The organism is Haloarcula sp. DT43 (genome assembly GCF_037078405.1).
GTDB lineage: Archaea > Halobacteriota > Halobacteria > Halobacteriales > Haloarculaceae > Haloarcula > Haloarcula brevis.
This window is the reverse complement of record NZ_JAYMGZ010000003.1, coordinates 481,275-500,595: the sequence shown is the minus strand read 5'-3', so window position 1 is coordinate 500,595 and position 19,321 is coordinate 481,275. Positions and strand designations below refer to the sequence as shown.

General features: G+C 68.3%; 17 protein-coding genes. 7 read left to right on the top strand and 10 right to left on the bottom strand.

The window, feature by feature from the left end:
- The first annotated feature begins 188 nt into the window (after window positions 1-188).
- The 5 genes from VI123_RS14160 (at window position 189) to VI123_RS14140 (ending at window position 7,439) form a co-directional block, all read left to right on the top strand.
- Complete coding sequence (locus VI123_RS14160; protein WP_336338714.1) at window positions 189-3,248, top strand: FAD-binding and (Fe-S)-binding domain-containing protein; 3,060 nt, start codon at window positions 189-191, stop codon at window positions 3,246-3,248.
- A gap of 66 nt (window positions 3,249-3,314) precedes the next feature.
- Window positions 3,315-4,814 carry an aldehyde dehydrogenase family protein gene (locus VI123_RS14155; RefSeq protein ID WP_336338713.1) on the top strand — a complete coding sequence of 500 codons (1,500 nt, stop codon included), beginning with the start codon at window positions 3,315-3,317 and terminating at the stop codon, window positions 4,812-4,814.
- Window positions 4,798-5,703: an SDR family oxidoreductase gene (locus tag VI123_RS14150; protein WP_336338712.1), complete on the top strand. Its 906-nt coding sequence runs from the start codon at window positions 4,798-4,800 to the stop codon at window positions 5,701-5,703. The genes VI123_RS14155 and VI123_RS14150 overlap by 17 nt, the downstream gene beginning before the upstream one ends.
- Before the next feature lie 63 nt (window positions 5,704-5,766).
- Window positions 5,767-6,645 carry a fumarylacetoacetate hydrolase family protein gene (locus VI123_RS14145; RefSeq protein ID WP_336338711.1) on the top strand — a complete coding sequence of 293 codons (879 nt, stop codon included), beginning with the start codon at window positions 5,767-5,769 and terminating at the stop codon, window positions 6,643-6,645.
- 89 nt (window positions 6,646-6,734) lie between these two features.
- Window positions 6,735-7,439, top strand: a complete 705-nt coding sequence (locus tag VI123_RS14140) for an ABC transporter ATP-binding protein (protein ID WP_336338710.1) — start codon at window positions 6,735-6,737, stop codon at window positions 7,437-7,439.
- Window positions 7,440-7,481: 42 nt separating this feature from the next.
- Here the strand turns inward: VI123_RS14140 and VI123_RS14135 are convergent, their stop codons facing one another.
- From VI123_RS14135 to VI123_RS14100, 8 genes are all read right to left on the bottom strand, one after another.
- Entirely contained in the window at window positions 7,482-8,564 is a 1,083-nt protein-coding gene (locus VI123_RS14135) for a branched-chain amino acid ABC transporter permease (protein WP_336338709.1), read from the bottom strand.
- Window positions 8,561-9,442: a branched-chain amino acid ABC transporter permease gene (locus tag VI123_RS14130; RefSeq protein WP_336338708.1), complete on the bottom strand. Its 882-nt coding sequence runs from the start codon at window positions 9,440-9,442 to the stop codon at window positions 8,561-8,563. Before VI123_RS14130 ends, VI123_RS14135 begins: the two co-directional genes overlap by 4 nt.
- An 8-nt stretch (window positions 9,443-9,450) precedes the next feature.
- On the bottom strand, window positions 9,451-10,692 hold the full coding sequence (locus VI123_RS14125; RefSeq protein WP_336338707.1) for an ABC transporter substrate-binding protein: 1,242 nt from the start codon (window positions 10,690-10,692) through the stop codon (window positions 9,451-9,453).
- Between the two features lie 92 nt (window positions 10,693-10,784).
- Window positions 10,785-11,891: a cupin domain-containing protein gene (locus VI123_RS14120; protein WP_336338706.1), complete on the bottom strand. Its 1,107-nt coding sequence runs from the start codon at window positions 11,889-11,891 to the stop codon at window positions 10,785-10,787.
- Between the two features lie 143 nt (window positions 11,892-12,034).
- On the bottom strand, window positions 12,035-12,205 hold the full coding sequence (locus VI123_RS14115; RefSeq protein ID WP_336338705.1) for a hypothetical protein: 171 nt from the start codon (window positions 12,203-12,205) through the stop codon (window positions 12,035-12,037).
- A 70-nt stretch (window positions 12,206-12,275) separates the two neighbouring features.
- Complete coding sequence (locus VI123_RS14110) at window positions 12,276-12,680, bottom strand: acyl-CoA thioesterase (protein ID WP_336338704.1); 405 nt, start codon at window positions 12,678-12,680, stop codon at window positions 12,276-12,278.
- Window positions 12,677-13,414 carry an acetate--CoA ligase family protein gene (locus tag VI123_RS14105; protein WP_336338703.1) on the bottom strand — a complete coding sequence of 246 codons (738 nt, stop codon included), beginning with the start codon at window positions 13,412-13,414 and terminating at the stop codon, window positions 12,677-12,679. The genes VI123_RS14110 and VI123_RS14105 overlap by 4 nt, the downstream gene beginning before the upstream one ends.
- Window positions 13,407-14,783, bottom strand: coding sequence for a CoA-binding protein (locus VI123_RS14100; protein WP_336338702.1), 1,377 nt, complete (start codon window positions 14,781-14,783; stop codon window positions 13,407-13,409). Before VI123_RS14100 ends, VI123_RS14105 begins: the two co-directional genes overlap by 8 nt.
- A 93-nt stretch (window positions 14,784-14,876) precedes the next feature.
- Between VI123_RS14100 and VI123_RS14095 the strand changes: the two genes are divergently transcribed.
- Window positions 14,877-15,626, top strand: a complete 750-nt coding sequence (locus tag VI123_RS14095) for an ABC transporter ATP-binding protein (RefSeq protein ID WP_336338701.1) — start codon at window positions 14,877-14,879, stop codon at window positions 15,624-15,626.
- On the opposite strand, the gene VI123_RS14090 is transcribed toward VI123_RS14095, so the two are convergent.
- Entirely contained in the window at window positions 15,623-16,246 is a 624-nt protein-coding gene (locus tag VI123_RS14090) for an MBL fold metallo-hydrolase (RefSeq protein WP_336338700.1), read from the bottom strand. The genes VI123_RS14095 and VI123_RS14090 overlap by 4 nt on opposite strands.
- 88 nt (window positions 16,247-16,334) lie before the next feature.
- Here VI123_RS14090 and VI123_RS14085 point away from each other — a divergent pair, with 88 nt between their 5' ends.
- Entirely contained in the window at window positions 16,335-17,744 is a 1,410-nt protein-coding gene (locus VI123_RS14085) for an SLC13 family permease (RefSeq protein ID WP_336338699.1), read from the top strand.
- Window positions 17,745-17,751: 7 nt separating this feature from the next.
- Here the strand turns inward: VI123_RS14085 and VI123_RS14080 are convergent, their stop codons facing one another.
- Complete coding sequence (locus tag VI123_RS14080) at window positions 17,752-19,299, bottom strand: class I adenylate-forming enzyme family protein (RefSeq protein ID WP_336338698.1); 1,548 nt, start codon at window positions 19,297-19,299, stop codon at window positions 17,752-17,754.
- Window positions 19,300-19,321 lie beyond the last annotated feature (22 nt).

Sequence of the window (19,321 nt, the reverse complement as noted above, 5' to 3'; positions counted from 1 at the left end):
ATCGCTATCTTCTGTCTGTTCTCTTCGTGTTCTGTATTCGGGAGAAAGTGTTTTGGCGGGGACTGAAAATACGACAGCGACAGCCGGTCCGGTGCCGGTAGCGGCCGGCCGACACGCCCGGCGACGCGGCACCGGCGCTGTGCCGATAGCGGCGGCGTTAAGTTATTGGTTCACACAGGTAGTGGCACATGCACCCTGACGACAGCGACGCCGCCACAGACGGCGGTGTCCGACTCGCTCCGGAAGCGAGCGACGGCCGCGCGGACTACGACTACGTCGGCGGGCAGGTCGAACGCCCTGGACTGGTCTCCGACCTAGAGAGCCGTATCGACGGCGAGGTGCGGTTCGACGCCTACACCCGGCAGTTGTACGCCACCGACGCCAGCGCCTACGAGGTGACGCCCATCGGCGTCGTGTTTCCCACGTCGACCGCGGACGTCTCGGCGGTCGTCTCCTACTGCGCCGACCGCAAAATCCCGGTGCTGCCGCGGGGCGGCGGGACGAGCCTCGCCGGGCAGACCGTCAACGAAGCCGTCGTGCTCGATTTCACGCGCCACATGGACGCCGTCCGCGAGGTCGACCCCGACGCAAGGGAGGCGACGGTGCAGTCGGGGGCCGTCCTCGCCGACCTGAACGACCGCGCCGCGGCGTTCGGGCTGACGTTCGGCCCCGACCCGGCCGCCGGGAACCGGAGCGCCATCGGCGGCGCTATCGGGAACAACTCGACCGGAGCCCACTCGCTGGTCTACGAGAAGACGGACCACTACGTCGAGTCGTGCGAGGTGGTCCTGGCCGACGGGACCGTCACCACGTTCGGCGAGGAGTCGGTGGAGGACCTCCGGTCGCGGGCCGACCCCGAGAGCGACGACATCGAGGCCCGTATCGCCGCGGGCGTCGTCGAGTTGCTCGACGACCACGCCGACGCAATCGACGAGCGTTACCCCGAGATGAAGCGGAACGTCTCCGGGTACAACCTGGACCGCCTCGTCGCGGAGTACAGGGGCGAGTATGGCGACGCCGGGGTGGTCAACCTCGCCAGCCTGTTGGCCGGCAGCGAGGGAACGCTGGCGGTCGTCACCGAGGCGACGGTCGCGCTCGAAACGACGCCGGAGACGAAGGCGGTGACGCTGCTGACCTACGACAGCGTGGTCGACGCGGTCAGCGACGTGGAGCACGTGCTCCAGCACGACCCCGCCGCGGTCGAACTCATCGACGACGTGCTCATCGACCTCGCGGCCGACACGACGGAGTTCGCCGCGGTGGCCGACAAACTGCCCGAAGGGACGCGGGCCGCCCTGCTGGTCGAGTTCTACGCCGACAGCGAGGACCGCGGGCGAGCGCGGGTCGGCGACCTGCTGGCCGACCGGCTTCCGGAAGGCGACGACCCGGTCGGCGACCGGTACGCGTTCGACGCCTTGGAAGCGTACGACGCGGCCGACCGGAAAGAGCTCTGGAAGCTCCGGAAGTCCGGCCTGCCGATACTACTTGGCCGGACGAGCGACGCGAAGCACATCAGTTTCCTCGAAGACTGCGCCATCCCGCCGGAGCACCTCCCCGAGTTCGTCAGCGAGTTCCAGGACGTGCTCGCCGAACAGGACACGTTCGCGTCGTTCTACGCCCACGCCGGCCCCGGCGTCCTCCACGTCCGCCCGCTGGTCAACACGAAGTCACAGACCGACCTCGACGCCATGGAGGCCATCGGCGACGCCGTGACCGACCTCGTCGTCGAGTTCGGCGGGTCCGTCTCCGGCGAACACGGCGACGGCCGCGCCCGGACACAGTGGAACCGCAAACTGTACGGCGAACGGCTCTGGGAGGCGTTCCGCGACCTCAAGACCGCGTTCGACCCCGACTGGCTGCTCAACCCCGGACAGGTGTGTGGCGACGTCTCGCTGACGGAGCACCTCCGGTTTTCCCCCGAGTACGAGTTCGACGCCGGCTTCGACTCGGCGCTGGAGTGGGACAACGAGAACGGGATGCAGGGGATGGTGGAGCTCTGTCACGGCTGTGGCGGCTGCCGGACACAGCAGTCCGAGGGCGGGGTGATGTGCCCGACGTTCCGGGCGGCCGACGAGGAGGTCACGTCGACCCGCGGCCGGGCGAACATGCTCCGGCAGGCGATGAGCGGCGACCTGCCCGACGACCCCACCGACGACGAGTTCGTCACCGAGGTGATGGACCTCTGTATCGGCTGCAAGGGGTGTGCCCACGACTGCCCGAGCGAAGTGGACATGGCGAAGCTGAAGGTCGAAGTGGAGCACGCCCACCACGAGGAACACGGCGCGAGCCTCCGGGAGCGGGTGTTCGCAAACGTCGACACGCTGGCCCGGGTCGGCAGCGCGCTCGCGCCGCTGTCGAACTGGGGGCCGAAGCTCCCCGGCGCGCGGACGGTGCTGGAGAAGACGGTCGGTATCGCCTCCGAGCGCTCGCTCCCGACCTTCGAGCGCGAGAGCCTGCAGGACTGGTTCGAGGCCAGGGGGCCGCAGGTCCCCGAGCGACAGGCCGAGCGCAAAGCGGTCCTGTTCCCCGACACCTACACGAACTACAGCCACCCCGACGTGGGGAAGGCGGCGGTCCGGGTGCTCGAAGCCGCCGGCGTCCACGTCGACGTGGCGGCTGTGACAGACAGCGGCCGCCCGGCCTACTCGAAGGGGTTCGTCGACGCCACCCGCGAGACGGCACGAACCAACGTCGACGCGCTCGCGCCCCGCGTCGCCGATGGCTGGGACGTGGTCGTCGTCGAGCCCAGCGACGCGGTGATGCTCCAGTCGGACTACTTGGACCTGCTCTCCGGAGCGGAAGTCGAACGGCTGGCGGCCAACAGCTACGGCGTCTGTGAGTACCTCGACACCTTCCGGCTCGACGACGGCGCAGCGTTCGACAGCGCCGACCGCTCGCTGGCGTACCACGGCCACTGCCACCAGAAGGCGACGAAGAAGGACCACCACGCCGTCGGCGTCCTCCGGCGGGCCGGCTACGACGTCGACCCACTCGACTCGGGCTGTTGTGGCATGGCCGGCTCCTTCGGCTACGAGGCCGAACACCACGCGATGAGCATGGCTATCGGCGACGAACTCGCGGGACAGGTGTCCGGCAGCGACGCCGACAGCGTCGTCGCGCCCGGCGCGTCCTGCCGGACGCAGTTGAGCGACCTCGACGTGGCGGTCGACGGCGCGTTCGCGGGCTGTAGCGAGGAGCCGCCGACCCCCGTGGAGGCGCTCGACGCGGCGCTCCCGGACTCGGGCTGACGCCCGTCGGGACCGGCCCGCGGCGCGTGACAAAACCTTCATAATTGTTTCGCCATATGTAGGGGTATGGCACAGGAAGGCGTATCACGATACAGTATCGAGTCCGACTGGAACCAGCTCTACATCGGCGGCGAGTGGACCGAGAGCGCGAGCGGAGACACCATCGCCGTCGAAGACCCCTCGACGCGCGAGACGGTGACAGAGGTGCCACGAGGCACCGAGGCGGACGTCGACGCCGCGTACGAAGCGGCCGCCGAGGCACAGGAGACGTGGGCACAGACCCCGCCCGCCCGGCGCGAGGAACTCGTCCAGACCCTCCTGCAAACGGTGGACGAACACAGTGAGGAGATAGTCGAGCTTCTGGCGGCAGAGGCGGGACAGGCCGCGGGGATAGGGGAGACGTCGGTCCACCTCGCGGAAGACCAGATAGCGGAGGCGGCGACGCTCCCCCGGCGGATGAAGGGTGAACACGCCGCCTCGAACATCCCCGGCAAGGAGAACGTCGTCCAGCGCGAGCCACAGGGTGTGGTGACGGTCATCTCCCCGTGGAACTTCCCGCTGAACCTCTCGGCGCGGGCCGTCGTCCCGGCCGTCGCCGCCGGCAACACGGTCGTCCTGAAGCCGGCGACGAACACGCCCATCGTGGGCGGGCTCCTGTTCGCCCGCCTGTTCGAGGAGGTCGGGTTCCCCGAGGGCGTCCTGAACGTCGTGACCGGGCGCGGCTCGGACATCGGCGACCGCGTCGCCGGCCATCCCGAGAGCGACGTGGTCGCCTTCACCGGCTCGACCGACGTGGGCCGGCGCGTCGCCGCCACGGCCGGCGAGAACCTCGCGGAGGCCGCGATGGAACTCGGCGGGAACAACGCCCACGTCGTCACCGCCGACGCGGACCTCGAACAGGCGGTCGACGCCGGCGTCTTCGGCTCGTTCGCCCACCAGGGACAGGTCTGTATCTCTATCAACCGCCACCTCGTCCACGAGGACGTCTACGACGAGTACGTCGAGCGGTTGGCCGAGCGCGCCGGGAACCTGCCAGCCGGCAGCGCCCACGAGCACGTCGTTCTCGGTCCCATCATCGACGAAACCCAGCGCGACGAGATGCTCGACTACGTCGAGGCGACCGTCGCGGACGGCGCGACCCTGGAGACCGGCGGCGGCACGGTCGAGCTAGACGGCGTCGAGGACTCGCTCGTGGTGGAGCCGACGGTCCTCTCGGACGTGACTAACGACATGGCGGCGGCCTGCAACGAGCACTTCGGCCCCATCGCGCCGGTCATCCCGTTCTCGGACGTCGACGAGGCCGTCGAACTCGCTAACGACACCGAGTACGGCCTCTCGGGCTCCGTCCATGCGGGTGACGTGGGCGCGGGCAAGCGCATCGCCCAGCGGATGGAGACCGGGATGGTCCACGTCAACGACCAGCCCATCAACGACGAGGCCCACGTGCCCTTCAGCGGAACCGCCGCCTCCGGCGTCGGCGGCTACAACACCGACGACTTCCTCGACGAGGTGACCGAGAAGAAGTGGATATCCCTCCAGCACGAGGCCCGTGAGTTCCCGTTCTGAGCGACTGGCGGGAACCGTCTGTCTCGTCGCGGGCGGCGGCAACGGCCTCGGCGAAGCGGCGGCCCACGAACTCGCGGCCCACGGCGCGACCGTCGTAGTGACCGACCTGGGCACGTCCGTCTCCGGCGACGGCAGCGACCCAGCCGTCCCCGAGCAGGTCGCCGCCGACATCCGGGACGCCGGCGGAGCGGCGACGGCACACCACGGCGACGTGAGCGACTTCGACTACGCACAGCGGCTCGTCGAAGATGTCGTCGCGGCCCAGGGCCGCCTGGACTTCGTCGCCAACTTCGCCGGCATCCTCCGGGACGGGATGAGCCACAAGCTCGACCCCGAGGACTGGACCGCGGTCATCGAGAACAATCTCACCGGGCAGTTCGCCCCGCTCCGTGCGGCCTGTGCACACTGGCGCGAAGCGGGCGAGGGCGGCTTCGACCGCCAGCGCTCCTATCTCGCGGTCAGCGCCGGGGCGGCCCGTGGGAACCTCGGGCAGGCGAACTACGCGGCGGCGAAAGCCGGCGTTCTCGGGATGGTCCGCTCGGTGTCGACGGAACTGCACCGCTCGGACGTGCGCGTCAACGCGCTCGTCCCGAACGGCTACACCCGGATGACCGAGACGGTGCCCGAAGAGCACCGCCCGTACACGCGCGAGGAGATGCCGCCGGAGAAGGTCACACCGATGGTCGCGTATCTCGCCAGCGAGGCGGCCGAGGACGTAACCGGCTGTACGCTCTACGCGGGCGGCGACCGCGTGGGCGTGCTCTCGGACCCGGCGATGGACGCCGTCGGCGTCGAACCGGACGGCTGGACGCTGGACTCGCTGGCCGAGCACTTCCGGGCGGACGTGGCCGCGGACGCGGAACTGACGCGGACGGACGCGCACTTCTGAGTCCGCCGCGTCGGGCCACACAGAAAGGCATCTTTTATCATGCTATCCGACGATGGTACCGCTATGCGATTCGTCCGCTACGACGCCGACCAGCTCGGGTTGCTCACAGACGACGGCGACGGCATCGTCGCCCTGAACGACCGCCTCGGAATCGACGCCGAGGACCCCCTCGTCGAGTACATCGACGGCGACTACGACGCAAGCGAGTACGCCGACGCCGAGCCTGACCACGCGGTCGAGGACGTGGAAATCGGCTCGCCCGTCGGTCGGCCCGGCAAGGTCATCGCCGCGCCGCTGAACTACGAGAACCACATCGAGGAGGCGCTGTCGGACCGCGACATCACGACCGACGAGTGGTTCTCCATCAAGGACAAGGGCTACTTCCTGAAAGCCCCCTCCAGCGTCGTCGGCCCGGACCACGGCATCGAACTGCCGTTCACGGACCGCCGCACCGACCACGAAATCGAGCTCGCGTTCGTCATGGAGGGCGACGTGAAGGACGTGCCCGCTGAGGACGCCTGGGACCACATCTTCGGCTACACGATTCTGCTCGACATCTCGCTGCGGGGCGACCAGGACCGCTCGAACCGGAAGTCCTACGACACGTTCACCGTCATCGGCCCGTGCGTGACGACGGCCGACGACATCGACGACCCCCAGGACCTCCAGATGGAACTGCAGCTCAACGGCGAGCGCCGCCAGTACGAGAACACCGGGGACATGGTGTACACCTGCGCCGACGTCGTCCAGTACGCCTCGCTCGGGGCGACTCTGGAAACCGGCGACGTCATCACCACCGGGACGCCGGAAGGCGTCAGCGAACTCTCCGACGGCGACACCATCGACGCCGAAATCGAGTCCGTCGGCGAGATGACCGTCGACGTCACCGAACGGGACGTCAGCTACGCCGAGGCCGACGTCCAGAAGGGCGGCCAGGAGTAGCGACCGCCGCGGGATTCGCTCGGGACTTTTTTCGGCCGGTTGCAGAGGGGTAAGCTTAAGAAAACCGGCGATAAATCATGTGGCAATCGATGGCACTCCTCGAAGTCGACTCGATAGACGTGTCGTACGGGAACGTGCAGGTCCTCTGGGACGTCAGCCTCTCCGTCGAGAAAGGCGAGACCGTCGCCCTGCTCGGCGCGAACGGTGCCGGCAAGACGACCACCCTCAAGACAATCTGTGGCGACCTCCGGCCGACGGCCGGCGAGGTGCGCTTCAAGGGGGAGAACATCGGGGAGATGCCCCACGAACAGGTCGTCGAGATGGGCGTCGCCCACGTCCCGGAGGGCCGGGAGATATTCACCGAGAGCAGCATCCGCGAGAACCTCGAACTCGGGTCCTACATCGACCGCAGCGGGATGGACGAGCGCCTCGAAACCGTCTACGAGATATTCCCCCGGCTCGAAGAGCGGGCGGGCCAGGAGGCCGGCACGCTCTCGGGCGGCGAACAGCAGATGCTCGCCATCGGCCGCGGCCTGATGAGCGACCCGGATCTGCTCCTGCTCGACGAGGCCAGTCTGGGCCTCGCGCCGGTGCTGGTCGACGACGTGTTCGAGGCCATCGAGCGCATCAACGAGACCGGAACGACGGTGTTGCTGGTCGAGCAGGACATCTACAACGCGCTCCGCGTGGCCGACCGCGGGTACGTCATCAAGACGGGGCAGGTGACCCTGTCCGGCACGTCCGCCGAACTGGCCGAGGACGAACGCGTCGCGGAGTCGTACCTCGGGGCCTGAATCGGCCCCCGTTCGAGAGGGCACAGAAACGCTAAAGAACGGTTACTCTTCGTCGGGCGTCACGCCCGGCTCCGTGTCGACCGCTTCGTCGCCGGAGACGGTGTCCGACGGTGGGTCCTCGGAGTCCGCCACGTCCGTGATGAGGTAGTCCTCGGCCAGCCCGTACAGCCCCTGTGGCAGGAAGATGATGAAGAGGATGATGAGCGTCCCCTCGATAGTCGTCGCGACGCTGCCGACGATAGCCGCCAGGCCGGTGTCGAGCAGGAGGAACAGCCCGGCACCGAGGACCGGCCCGGCGAAGGTGCCCATCCCGCCGAGGATGACGACGACCAGCGCGTCGATGGTCCAGGTCACCGCCAGCGTGGACGCGGGGTTGATGTACAGCGTGTAGTGGCCGTACAGCGCCCCCGCGACCCCCGCGAAGAACGACGAGACGACGAAAGCGTACATCTTGTACTTCAGTGGATTGACGCCGAGACTGCTGGCGGCGGCCTCGTCGTCGTGGATGGCCTGCATGGCGAGGCCGCCGGACCCCTCGATGATGCGGTACGTGACCGCAATCGTGGCCACCGTCGCCACGAGCGTCAGGAAGAACATCACGTCGCCGTGAGAGAGGATGCCGCCGACGCTGAGGTCGCCCTGGACGTAGTACCCCGTCGACCCGCCGGTCAGCGAGCGCTGGTCGAGCATCACGAGTTCGATGACCGCCGCCAGCGCGAGCGTCCCGATGGCGAAGTAGTGGCCGCTCAGCCGGAAGATGACCGGCCCGATGACGAGCGCGATGAGCGCCGCGGCCAGGCCGCCGACGACGACGGCGACCAGAATCGGGAGCTGGATGGCGGCCGGGAAGCCCGCCGCGCCGGGGGTCGTCAGCCACGCGGCGACGTACGCGCCCATGCCGAAGAACGCGGCGTGCCCGAGGGAAATCTGGCCGGCGTAGCCGGCGAGCAGGTTCCACGAGACGCCGAGCATCACGAACACCAGCCCGGTCAGGATGAGGCCGGTCAGCGAGTCGGTCGTCGTCAGCGGCACGAGCGCGAGCACGACGACGGCGGCCGCCACGATACCCTGCAGGCGGCGGTTCCTGAGCAGCGACTGCTCGGGGTGGCGCTGGAGCAGGCTCACTCGCCGTCACCTCCCGACCCGAACAGCCCCTCGGGCTTGAGCAACAACACTCCGAGGAAGATGAGCAGGCTCACGACGTTCCGGTAGCCGCCGCCGAGGTACAGCGCGCCGAGGTTCTCCGAGACGCCCAGCACGACGCCGCCGACGAGGGTCCCGAGGATGCTGCCGACGCCGCCCAGCACGACGACAGCGAACGCCTTCAGGAGGTACGACCACCCGATGTACGGGTCAATCGGGAACAGCATCGACAGCAGCGCGCCGGCCGCGCCGGCCAGCGCCGTCCCGATGCCCAGCGTGATGACGTAGATGCGGTCCGTGTCGATGCCCATGTGCTTGGCCGCGGTCCGGTTCTGTGCGGTCGCCCGGATGGCCTGTCCCGTCCGCGTGTACTGGAGGAACGCCCACGTGCTGACGATGAGCAACACCGCGACGACGAACGTCACTGTCCGCGGCAGGGAGAGGAACACGAACCCGAGGTCGATACCGCTGCCGGGGATGCCGAGGTCGGCGGTCCGCGCGTCCCCGCCCAGCACCAGCTGGCCGATGTTCTGCAGTATCAGCGCCAGGCCGAACAGGACGATGATGGGCTGTTCGATGCCCTCGCCGACGACGTGTTTCAACAGCACCTTCTGCAGGACGATGCCGAGGGCGAACAGCAGCCCGATTGCGAGGAACATGCCCAGAAGTGGGGTGATGCCGGTCGCCGCGAACAGCAGGATGGCGACGTACGCGCCGACCATCAGCATGTGGCCGTGTGCGAGGTTCACGATGTCCATAATGCCGAACACGAGCGACAGGCCCAGGGCTGCGACGGCGTAGATACCGCCCAGCAACAGGCCGTTGACGATAGACTGTGAGACGAGTTCTCCCGTAACCATGGTCGGAGTTACCGCTCACTCCACGGCGGGATGGGGTACCTGAATTCCAGTGCGCGCTCGGAGCCGGTGTTCGGGTAGGCGAGCCGCTGGGCTCCGTCCCACCACTGACCGGTCGGGGCCGTGAGTTCGCCCTCCGCGGGGAGCCCGTTGTCCTCGAAGCCGAACTCGCCGATGACCGTCTGGAACGTCTCGCTGCGGAGCGCGTCCCGGATGGCCTCGGCCTCGATGGAGCCGGCGGCCTGGACCGCCTGGAGCGCGACCTGCGTGAGGTTGTAGGACCCGCCGACGTTGACCGGCATGTACTGGCCCTCGGTCTCGTACTCGCTCGTGTAGGTCTCCCGGAGCTGCTGGTTCCCGTTGCCGGTCAGGCCCGGGACCCAGCCCGGACACATCAGCGCGTACGCGCCCGCGTCGCCGAGGGCCGACCACCACGCGGACGGGTCGGCCCCGCGGACGAACTTGAGCATGTCCGGCGACCAGTTGTTCGACTGCATCTGGTTGACCGCCGTGATGCCGCCGCCCGGCGTCGGGTTCGACAGCAGCACCTCGACGTCGGCGCTCTGGGACTGGCTGATGAGCGTCGAGAAGTCCTGCGAGCCGATTTCGAACGTCTCCCGCAGGACGATGTCGTAGCCGGCCTCGCCCAGCCGGGTCTCCCAGTACTCGGCCTGTTCTCTGCCCCACCCGGAGTTTGGCTCCCAGATGCCGACGCGGCTGGGCCGTTCGCTCTCCGGGATGAGTTCCAGGGTCCCGAGCGTCGAGCGGGCGACGTCACGGGACTTCGGGAACGGTGCGTACGTCCACTCGTAGTTGTCGTTGCGGTGAGGTTCCTCGTAGGCGAAGGCGATGCCCAGGAACGGGAGGTTCTGGTTTTCCGCGTAGGCGCTCCCGGCGGTGACCAGCAGACTGGAGAAGCTTCCCCATATCATGTTGACGTCGTTGTTACTGGTCATCTGCTGGAGGTTCTGCCGGAGCGTCTGGGCGTCGCTCTCGTCGTCCTGGAGGAGAAGCTCGACGTCGCGGTCGAGTTGCTCGTTCATCCGGGCCTGTCCGAGTTCGTACCCGCGCCGCAGGTCCTGTCCGAGCGAGGAGAAGGCCCCCGTCTCGGGAACCGTCCCGGCGATTGTGAGCGTATCGTCACTGCCGCCACCGCCGCCGAAGGCACACCCGGCGAGGCTGGCCGTCACAGCGGCACCGGCGGTTCCCTTGAGATACGAGCGACGTGTGACTGGGCTATCGTCGTTAACCATACCGTATAGGCAGATATCGATGATAGATTATAAAGATACCCGTTGTTGTGTGGGTCGGTGGCGGTCCGGGGACCGGCCCCACTGGGACGGGCTTACGAGGAGGGGCTGGCTTCCGCGTAGAAGTTCATCGCCTCGAACACCGGGCGGTCGGTCATCCCGAGGAGGATGGCCTCGTCGCCGTCCAGTTCGTGGTGGTGGGTCGCGTCCGGGGGGACGACGAAGATGTCCCGCTCGCTCCAGGAGAGCGCCTCGCCGTCGACGTGGGTCGCGCCCTCGCCCTCGACGACGAAGAACACCTCCGTGGCGTTGTGGAAGTGGGCGTCGGTCGCCTCCTGCAGAAGCTGGGCGCGGAACGACATCGTCGGGAACAGCGGCGGCGAGCCGGTGGCGGGGTTGACATACGAGAGGCTGTAGCCGTCGTAGGGGTCCGGCTCGTCGTTGTCGGCGCGCTGGTGCAGCGACTCGACCATCTCCGACCACTTGAATCGGTAGGGCGGCGTCGCCTCGCGGATGCCCTGGAACGGGCCCGGGATGGACCCGTCGTTGGCCTCGTCGTTCGGGCGGCCGCGGCCGTACTGGGAGGCCCAGTACCCCTGTGTCTTCGTGACCGGCTGGCGTTCGAGTTCGTGGTTCTCGAAGGTGTTGCGGGCGTTCAGCGAGTCCAGCACCAGCGGCAGGTCCAGCACGTCCAGCCAGGCCGCCGTCTCGTCGGAGTCGTTGACGTGGTCGTGCCACTCCCACTGTGGCGTGGTGATGAGGTCGTTGTCCTCCATGGGGAACTCCTCGCCCGCGACGACGGTCTTCATGTCCTCGCTGCCGTCGATGGTGAACCGGAGCGCGTTCGCGCCGTGGCGGTGGGAGGGGGCCGTCTCACCGGGCGAGACGGTCTGGACGCCGACGTAGATGGTGTTGGAGATGGCGTTCCCGAACGAGGCGTTGATGGGGACGGCGACCCGCCGCTGGAAGCCCGGCGGGAGGTCCGCGATGGGGACGTCGGCCTCGACGCCGTCGATGGCGGCCTGGATGTCCTCCCACTTCCAGATGTCGGCTTCGAGGTCGTCGATGGTGTTGCCGAAGTCGTCCTCGACCTCCCACAGCGGGCGGAGGTTGTGCCGCTCCAGAATCTCCCGCGTGTCTGTGCTCAGTTCGAGCTGGTCCTCGAGCTCCTGCTCCTGCTCCTGCTCCTCTTGCTGGGACATAGTCTACCAATATGTTACCACAGCACCAACATAAGTGTATTGGACTTGTGGAGAAATCGAGTCGGAGAGGGGGCTCTATCGAGCGTTTTCGAGGTGTACGGCTACAGCTGTGGACCTCGGATGGAGCGCCGTCGCCGGCCGGGTCAGACCTGTGCGTCGAATATTTCGGCCGACTTGTACATCGACCGACAGTCCTCACAGACCATCGACCCCTGGATGGCGTACTCCCACAGTTTGCCGCCGCAGTTCAGGCAGTCGAAGTGGGCTTCGACGAACGGGTCTTCCTCGGCGTACGGGTTCTCGAATTCCGCCATACCAATAAGACGTTGTGGAATCGGTAAAAACGCTTCGTTACTATCGAAGCATAGTTTCCGCCGGGGCCACTCACTGGTCGGCGTACGCCGCCATGGCGTCGCGCAGGCCCTCGGGGACCTCGATGGCCCCGCCGCCGCCGTGTTCGGCACACACCCGCTGTTCGTACCCCTCGAACGCGACCTGCCCGTCGCAGGTCGCCGTGTAGTCGAACCGGACGCTCCGGGTCCCGACGTCGGGCGTGAGAGCGATGGTCACCTCGTCGCCAGCCTCGACGGGCGACTCGAACTCGAAGTCGATTTCGACCAGCGGCAGGCCGAAGCCGTGGTCCTGGGAGATGGTCCAGAACGGGTAGCCGATTTCCTCCATGAACATGTCAGAGGTCTCGTGGAGCGCGTCGACGATGCGCGGGTAGTGGGCGATGCCGAACGGGTCGCTGTCCGAGAACCGAACGGTCCAGACGCGTTCGTAGCTCATCGCTGTCCCTCCGGTTCGGCACCGGCTGGCGTGGCAGCCTCGCCGTCGAGAACCACGAGCGCGTCGAGCGCGACGGCCCCGTCGGCGGACGCCAGAACGGGGTTGACGTCGAGTTCGGCGATTGGGTGGTCGGTCACGAGGTCACCCACGGTGGCGACCACCTCTGCGAGCGCGGCCACGTCAGCGGGGTCGCTCCCGCGATACCCCTCCAGCAGGCGCGCGGCCTGCAGGTCCTCGATGGCGGCGCGCGCCTCGGCCGCGTCGATTGGCGCGATTCGGTGGCTGGTGTCCTCGAACACCTCGGTGAATACCCCGCCAAGCCCCGTCAGCACGACCGGGCCGAAGGAGGGGTCCCGGAGCCCGCCGACGATGACCTCCGTCCCGGCGTCGACGTCCATCGCGGCCTCGACGAGTACCTCGGCCTCCACGGCCCGGTCGGCCGCGGCGTCGAAGATACGGGTGGCGGCCTCGCGGACCGCCGCGGCCGAGTCGAGTCCGACGGCCACGCCCGCGCCGTCGGCCCACTCGCTCTTGTGAGTGACCGACGGCGCGGACACCTTCACGACGACCGGATAGCCGATGTCGTCGGCCGCCTCGACGGCCGCCTCGGCGGTGTCACAGAGCGCGAACGGCGGCGTCTCGATGCCCGCGTCCGCGAGCAGGCGCTTGCCCTCCGCCTCGGTGAGTCGCTGCCGGCCGTCCGCGCGGGCGGCCGCGATGGGGCTGTTAGTCATGGGCAACCACCTCCGAGTCGGTCCCGGCGGCCCGCATCTCGCCGTAGCGGGCCAGGACGGCCGCGGCGTCGGCGGCCCGCTCGGGGGTGTCGAACACCGGCACGTCCGCGGCCGCGAGCGCCGCCACGTCGTCGGCCATGTCCTCCTCGATGCCGTCGGTGGCGAACAGGACCGGCTTCCCGACGCGCTCGGCGAGGCCGTCCAGGGCGTCGACGGGGAAGCCGACGGACTGTTCGAACAGTTCGTACACCAGGACGACGTCGACGCCGGCGTCCTCGGCGACGGCCGTCACGACGTCGCCGAACGCCGCCATCGGCCGGCCGGTGTCGACCGGGTTGCCCGTGTAGGTGACGCCCGGGAGTATCTCGTCGACCCGCTCGCGGGTCTCGGCGGTCAGCGACGGGAGGCGCGCACCGGCGCGCTGGAGGCGGTCGGTGATGATGATGCCCGGGCCGGCCTGCGCAGTGACGACGCCGACGTTGGGGCCGTCCGGCGCGGGCGAGTTCCCGAGCGCCGCGGCGGCGTCCAGGAGTTCGTCGGTCGCCGTCACCGTCGGCACGCCGTACTGGGCGAACCCGGCGGTGTACAGTTCGTGGTCCCCGGTGAGCGCGCCCGTGTGCGATTCGGCGAACTCGCCCACGTCCGACTGGCCGACCTTGTACGCGACCACGGGCGTGTCGCTGTCGCGGCAGGCCTCCAGCAGGCCGCGGCCGTCGTCGGTGCCCTCGACGTGGAGGACGATGGCGTCGGTCCGGTCGTCGCCGTCGAAGTACTCGATGGTCTCGGTGAACCCGACGTTGGCGCGGTTGCCGAGGCCGACCATCGCGGAGACGCCCCGGCCCTGTCTGCGGGACTGGAACGCGAGGACGTGCGCGATACCGCCGCTCTGGGCGATGATGGCGGTGTTTCCGGCCGGGAGCTTCTCCGCGCCGCTGGCGAAGGAACACAGCAGGTCCGTCGCGGGGACGACGAACCCGCTCGTGTTCGGCCCGAGCAGGGAGATGCCGTACTTCTCGGCCGTCTCGACGACGGAGCGTTGCAACCGCTCGCCCTCGTCGCCGGCCTCGGCGAAGCCGCCGGCGTAGATGACCGCCGCGCCGACGCCGGCCTCGCCGCAATCTTCGATGACGCCGGGGGTCGCGGGTGCGGGGACACAGCACAGCGCGAGGTCCACGTCGTCGTCGATATCTGTCACCGAATCCACGAACGGGGCACCGAACAGCCGCCCGTCGCTGGATGGGTTCACCGGGTACACCGGCCCGTCGAACGCCGTCGCGTTCGCCATCGCCTCGTAGCCGATTTTGCCGTCGGTCGCCGAGGCTCCGACGACCGCGATGGCCGACGGGTCGAACATCTCTCTGAGAGTCACGACCCATAGTTGTCGGAACTCGCTCAAAGCGTTTTCCCTCGACAGGACGTGACAGGGGTAGGTTTATCAGAGTGGATAGGATATGCTTGAGCAATGGCGCTACTCGAAGGACAGAACCTGACAAAGAAGTTCGGCGGTGTCGTCGCAATCGACGACGTCTCGTTCACCGTAGAGCGGGGCGAGGCCATCGGCCTCATCGGCCCGAACGGGGCCGGCAAATCGACGCTGTTCCGAACAGTCACCGGCGTCCACGAACCGACCGAGGGACGGGTGTTTTTCGACGGCGAGGAGATTACCGGCAAGCCGTCGCACGAAATCTGTCGCCGCGGGCTCGCAAAGACACACCAAATTGTCCGGCCGTTCGAGAGCATGACGCTGCTAGAAAACGTCGCCGTCGGCGCTGAGTTCGGCGGCAGCGAGTTCGACGACGTGCGCGGTCGTGCCCGCGAGATGCTGGAGTTCGTCGACCTCACGGAGTTCCAGTACGACAAGCCGGGGGAGCTGAGCGTCGGCCAGCTCAAACGCCTCGAAATCGCCCGCGTGCTGGCGACGGACCCCGACCTCGTCCTCTTCGACGAGGTGGCCGGCGGGCTCGACCCCGAGGAGACCGAAGACATCGTCGACCTCATCGGCGACATCAAAGACGAGGGCAAGACGGTCTTCCTCATCGACCACGTCATGCGGGCGCTGATGACCGTCAGCGAGCGGGTCATGGTGTTGAACAACGGTCGGCTCATCGCCGAGGGGACGCCCACCGAGATTCAGAACGACGACGAGGTCATCGAGGCGTACCTCGGCGAGCACGCCAACAAGGACCTCTCGAGCGCGGTCACCGGCGACTAGCTCGGTTTACCGGCGAAGTCGACGAACGCAGCCAGTTTCTCGCTCGCGCCCTCGGTGACGTTCGAGCCGTGATAGACCAGCCCGATTTCGAACTCGTAGTCGAGCAGCCGGTCGAGGTGTTCGTCGGCGGCGGCCACGTCCGCCGAGAAGAACGCCGTCGGGAGGACGAAATAGCCCGCTGGGAGCCCGCGCGCGTCGGAACCGAACACCGCGTCGCCCAGCACGGCGACACTGCGGTCCTCGTCGACGAGCGCGTGATGGGTTGGCGTGTGGCCGGGGACGTGTACGGCACGGAACGGGCCGACGCTGTCGCCGTGCCCGTAGCGGTGGTCGACGGCGGCGTCGGTCTCGACCCCCTCGGGCACCCAGACGTCGAGGTCGTACCGCTGGGCGAGGCCGTCGAGGCCGCCGATGTGGTCCGGGTCGCCGTGGGTGAGTATTACGCGCTCGGGGACGACGCCGAGGCCCGCCAGCGCGTCGGCGATGGTATCGACGGTGTCCTGGAACCCAGTGTCCACGAGCGTCGGCGTCTCGCCGTCGAACAGGTAGACCCGGTAGCGGGCGTCCGGCGTCGTCTTGACCGTGATGTCGTACACGTCCGGAGCAATCTCTGTCGGCATCTCGTCTAGAGCGTCGTGTGCTTCCGGCAAGCGTCTTTCGGCATCGGTACGCTGATAGTGATGGGTGGTATGGTGTTCGGTAACTAGAATGTCGGACGAAACTGCGACTCGGGCGGGTCTCCTCCGGGGGATTGACCCCTCGTGGCTCTCGGTTCCAGTCGGTGTGTTCGCGGCCGGAGCCGTCCTCCGGTACGCGCCGCTCGCGACCGGCGCGGCGCGGATGCTCGCCATCACGTTGTTCTGTATCGCGCTCTGGGTCGGAGCACCCGTCAAGCCGTGGTTCACCGCCCTGCTGGGCGTGGGCCTCATCGGCGTCACGTTCTCGACCAGCCTCGCGCTGACCGGGTTCCAGTCCCCGGCGACGTGGCTCGTCGTCGTTGGCATCCTCATCGGCGAGGCCGCCCGACAGAGCGGGCTCGCGGACCTCGTCGAACGGCTGGCGCTCCACCGGATGCCCGCGGCCGTCGGGACCGACGCCGTCGCGGCCTACCGGTACCTGCTCGTGGTCCTCTCGTTCGGCAGCCTCGCGCTGGCGGTGCTGGTCCCGTCGTCGCTCGTACGGGTCCTCATCCTCGCGCCGATTCTGCAGTCGCTCGGCGAGCTGTTCGAGGAGCGGCGCGCGGCGGTCGGCATCTTCCTCGGCCCGCTGTTTGCGACCTTCTACGGGTCCTCGGGCATCCTCACCGGGTCGCTGGCGAACATCATCGTCACCGGGCTGGTCGAGTCCAGCGGCGGCCCGGCGATTACCTGGACCGAGTGGGCGCTGTGGCTCGGCCCGGTCATGGGCGTCGGCCGGGTCGCGCTCATCGTCTGCGTCGCGTACCTGCTGTACCGCCCCCGCGACCGGGACGCCGTGACGACGCCGGACCGGACCGGGGGCGTCTCGACGACGGCCCGCGAGCGCCGGATGCTGGGCTTTCTCCTCCTGGGCGTCGTCATCTGGGCGACCGACTTCGTCCACGGCCTCCACCCGCTTTTCGGGGCTGTCGTCGTGACGCTGCTGGCGTTTGCCCCGCGAATCGGCGTCGTCGGTCCCGACGCCGTCGGCGACGCCGACTTCTCTATCCTGTTTTTCCTGGGCGCTATCTTCGCAATCGCCGAGGGCCTCCGGCAGACGGCCTTCACCGACCTCGCGGCGAATCGCCTGCTCTCGACGCTGCCGGCCGACCCGTCGCTCCCGCTGGTGCTCGTCGTCGTCGTCGTCGCGGCGCTGGCGCTGACGCTCGTGATGGAGGGGCTCGCGGTGGCTTCCGTCCTCACGCCGGTCCTGGTCTCGTTTGCCGCGAGCGCGGGGATTCCGCTGGTCCCGGTAGCGATGACGGAAGCCGTCGCACTCAACGCCTACTTCTTCCCGTACCAGTCGGCCGTGCTGGTCGCCATCCTCGGCCTGGACGTGGTCGACTCGGTCGAGCTGACGAAGATGGCCAGCGTCTGCTCGCTCGCCACCTTGCTCCTGCTCGTGCCCGTCCAGATTGCGGTTTTCACTCTCCTGTTCTGAGCGGCGACTACCGGCCCTCGAAGTGTTCGACGACCAGGTCCGTTCTGAGGACGGTCCCCGTGTCCGACCGCGGGAGCGGGTCGGCGGTGACGGCGTACTCCCGCGGGCGCTTGAAGTCCGCCAGCGCCTCCGTTTCGAGGCAGTACGTGTCGAGGGCCTCGGCCGTGAGGTCGGCGTCGGTGACGACGACGGCCGTGACGACCTGGCCCCACGTGTCGTCGTCGAGGCCGAAGACACAGACCTCATCCACGTCGGGGTGGGCCTCCAGCGTCTCCTCGACCTCGGCCGGGTAGACGTTCTCGCCGCCGCTGACTATCATGTTGTCCACGCGGTCGACGATGTAGAGGTAGCCGTCCTCGTCGACGGTCGCCACGTCGCGGGTGCGGAGCCAGCCGTCGAAGTACGACTTCGACTCGGCCGCGGGGTTGTCGATGTACCCCGTCGACATCCCGGGACCGCGGGCGATTATCTCGCCGCGCTCGCCGGCGTCGACGGTCGCTTCGGGGTCCGGGTCCTCGTCGAGGGGTACCGTCTCGACGACGCGGATTTCCCACGAGAACGACTCCTTGCCGATGGTGCCGGGGTGGTCGGCCTGCGTGCTCGGGTGGGCGAAGGTCAGGTCGGGGCCGGCCTCGGTCATCCCGTAGGTGTTGTACACCTGGTCGGTGAGGTGCTCGCTGGTCGCCGCGACGAGGTCCTCGGTGACGATGGACCCGCCGGTCCTGATGTACCCCAGCGAGTCCACGTCGAAGTCGGCCTCCTGCTGGACGCCGTTGATGGCTCTGAGCTGGGTCGGGACGGCGAGGAGGCCGCTCACGTCGTGGGACTCGATGAGTTCCAGGGCCTCCGTGGGGTCGAAGGTGGTGTGGAGCACGACCGTCGCGCCGGCGACGAAGTGGGGATAGAGCCAGGCGTCGGTCGTCACCATGTGGTACCACGGCGTCGTACACAGCGCGGTGTCCGTCTCGTCGATGCCGTGCTCCATGATGACCTGGATGGCCCCGTACCAGAGTTGCTCCTGGTCGAAGGGGACGGCCTTCGGCGTGTCAGTCGTCCCGCTCGTGTAGAGGACGCCACACTCGTCGCCAACCGGCAGGGCGGGGTCGAGGTCCGCAGCGGCGTCGTCGAGGACCGCCTCGTAGGACTCGACGAGTTCGTGGTCGACCGACCGCTCGCCGGCGTGAATCGCCGCCTCGAAGCCGCCGCTGTCGAGCAACTCCAGCGCCGTGTCCGCGTTGGCGTCGTCGAACACGAGCGCGCGGGCCGAGGCCGTCTCCGCCATCCGCTCCAGTTCCGCCGCCGTCGCCCGGTAGGACAACTGGACGGTCCCGACGCCGCGCTTGTTGCCGGCGAGCATCGACTCGACCGCCGGGAGGCCGTTCAGGGTGAGGACGGCACACCGCCGGTCGCCGACCCGCCGCTGGACAGCGTTGGCGAGCCGTGTACTTCGCTCGTCGAGTGTCTCGTAGGAGACCGTCCGCCCGTCGTCCGTGACGACGGCCGGCTGGTCGGGGTAACATCGGACAGTTCGGGCAAATGCCTCTCTGAGTTTCATGGTGGCTTCGGTACCGTCTACC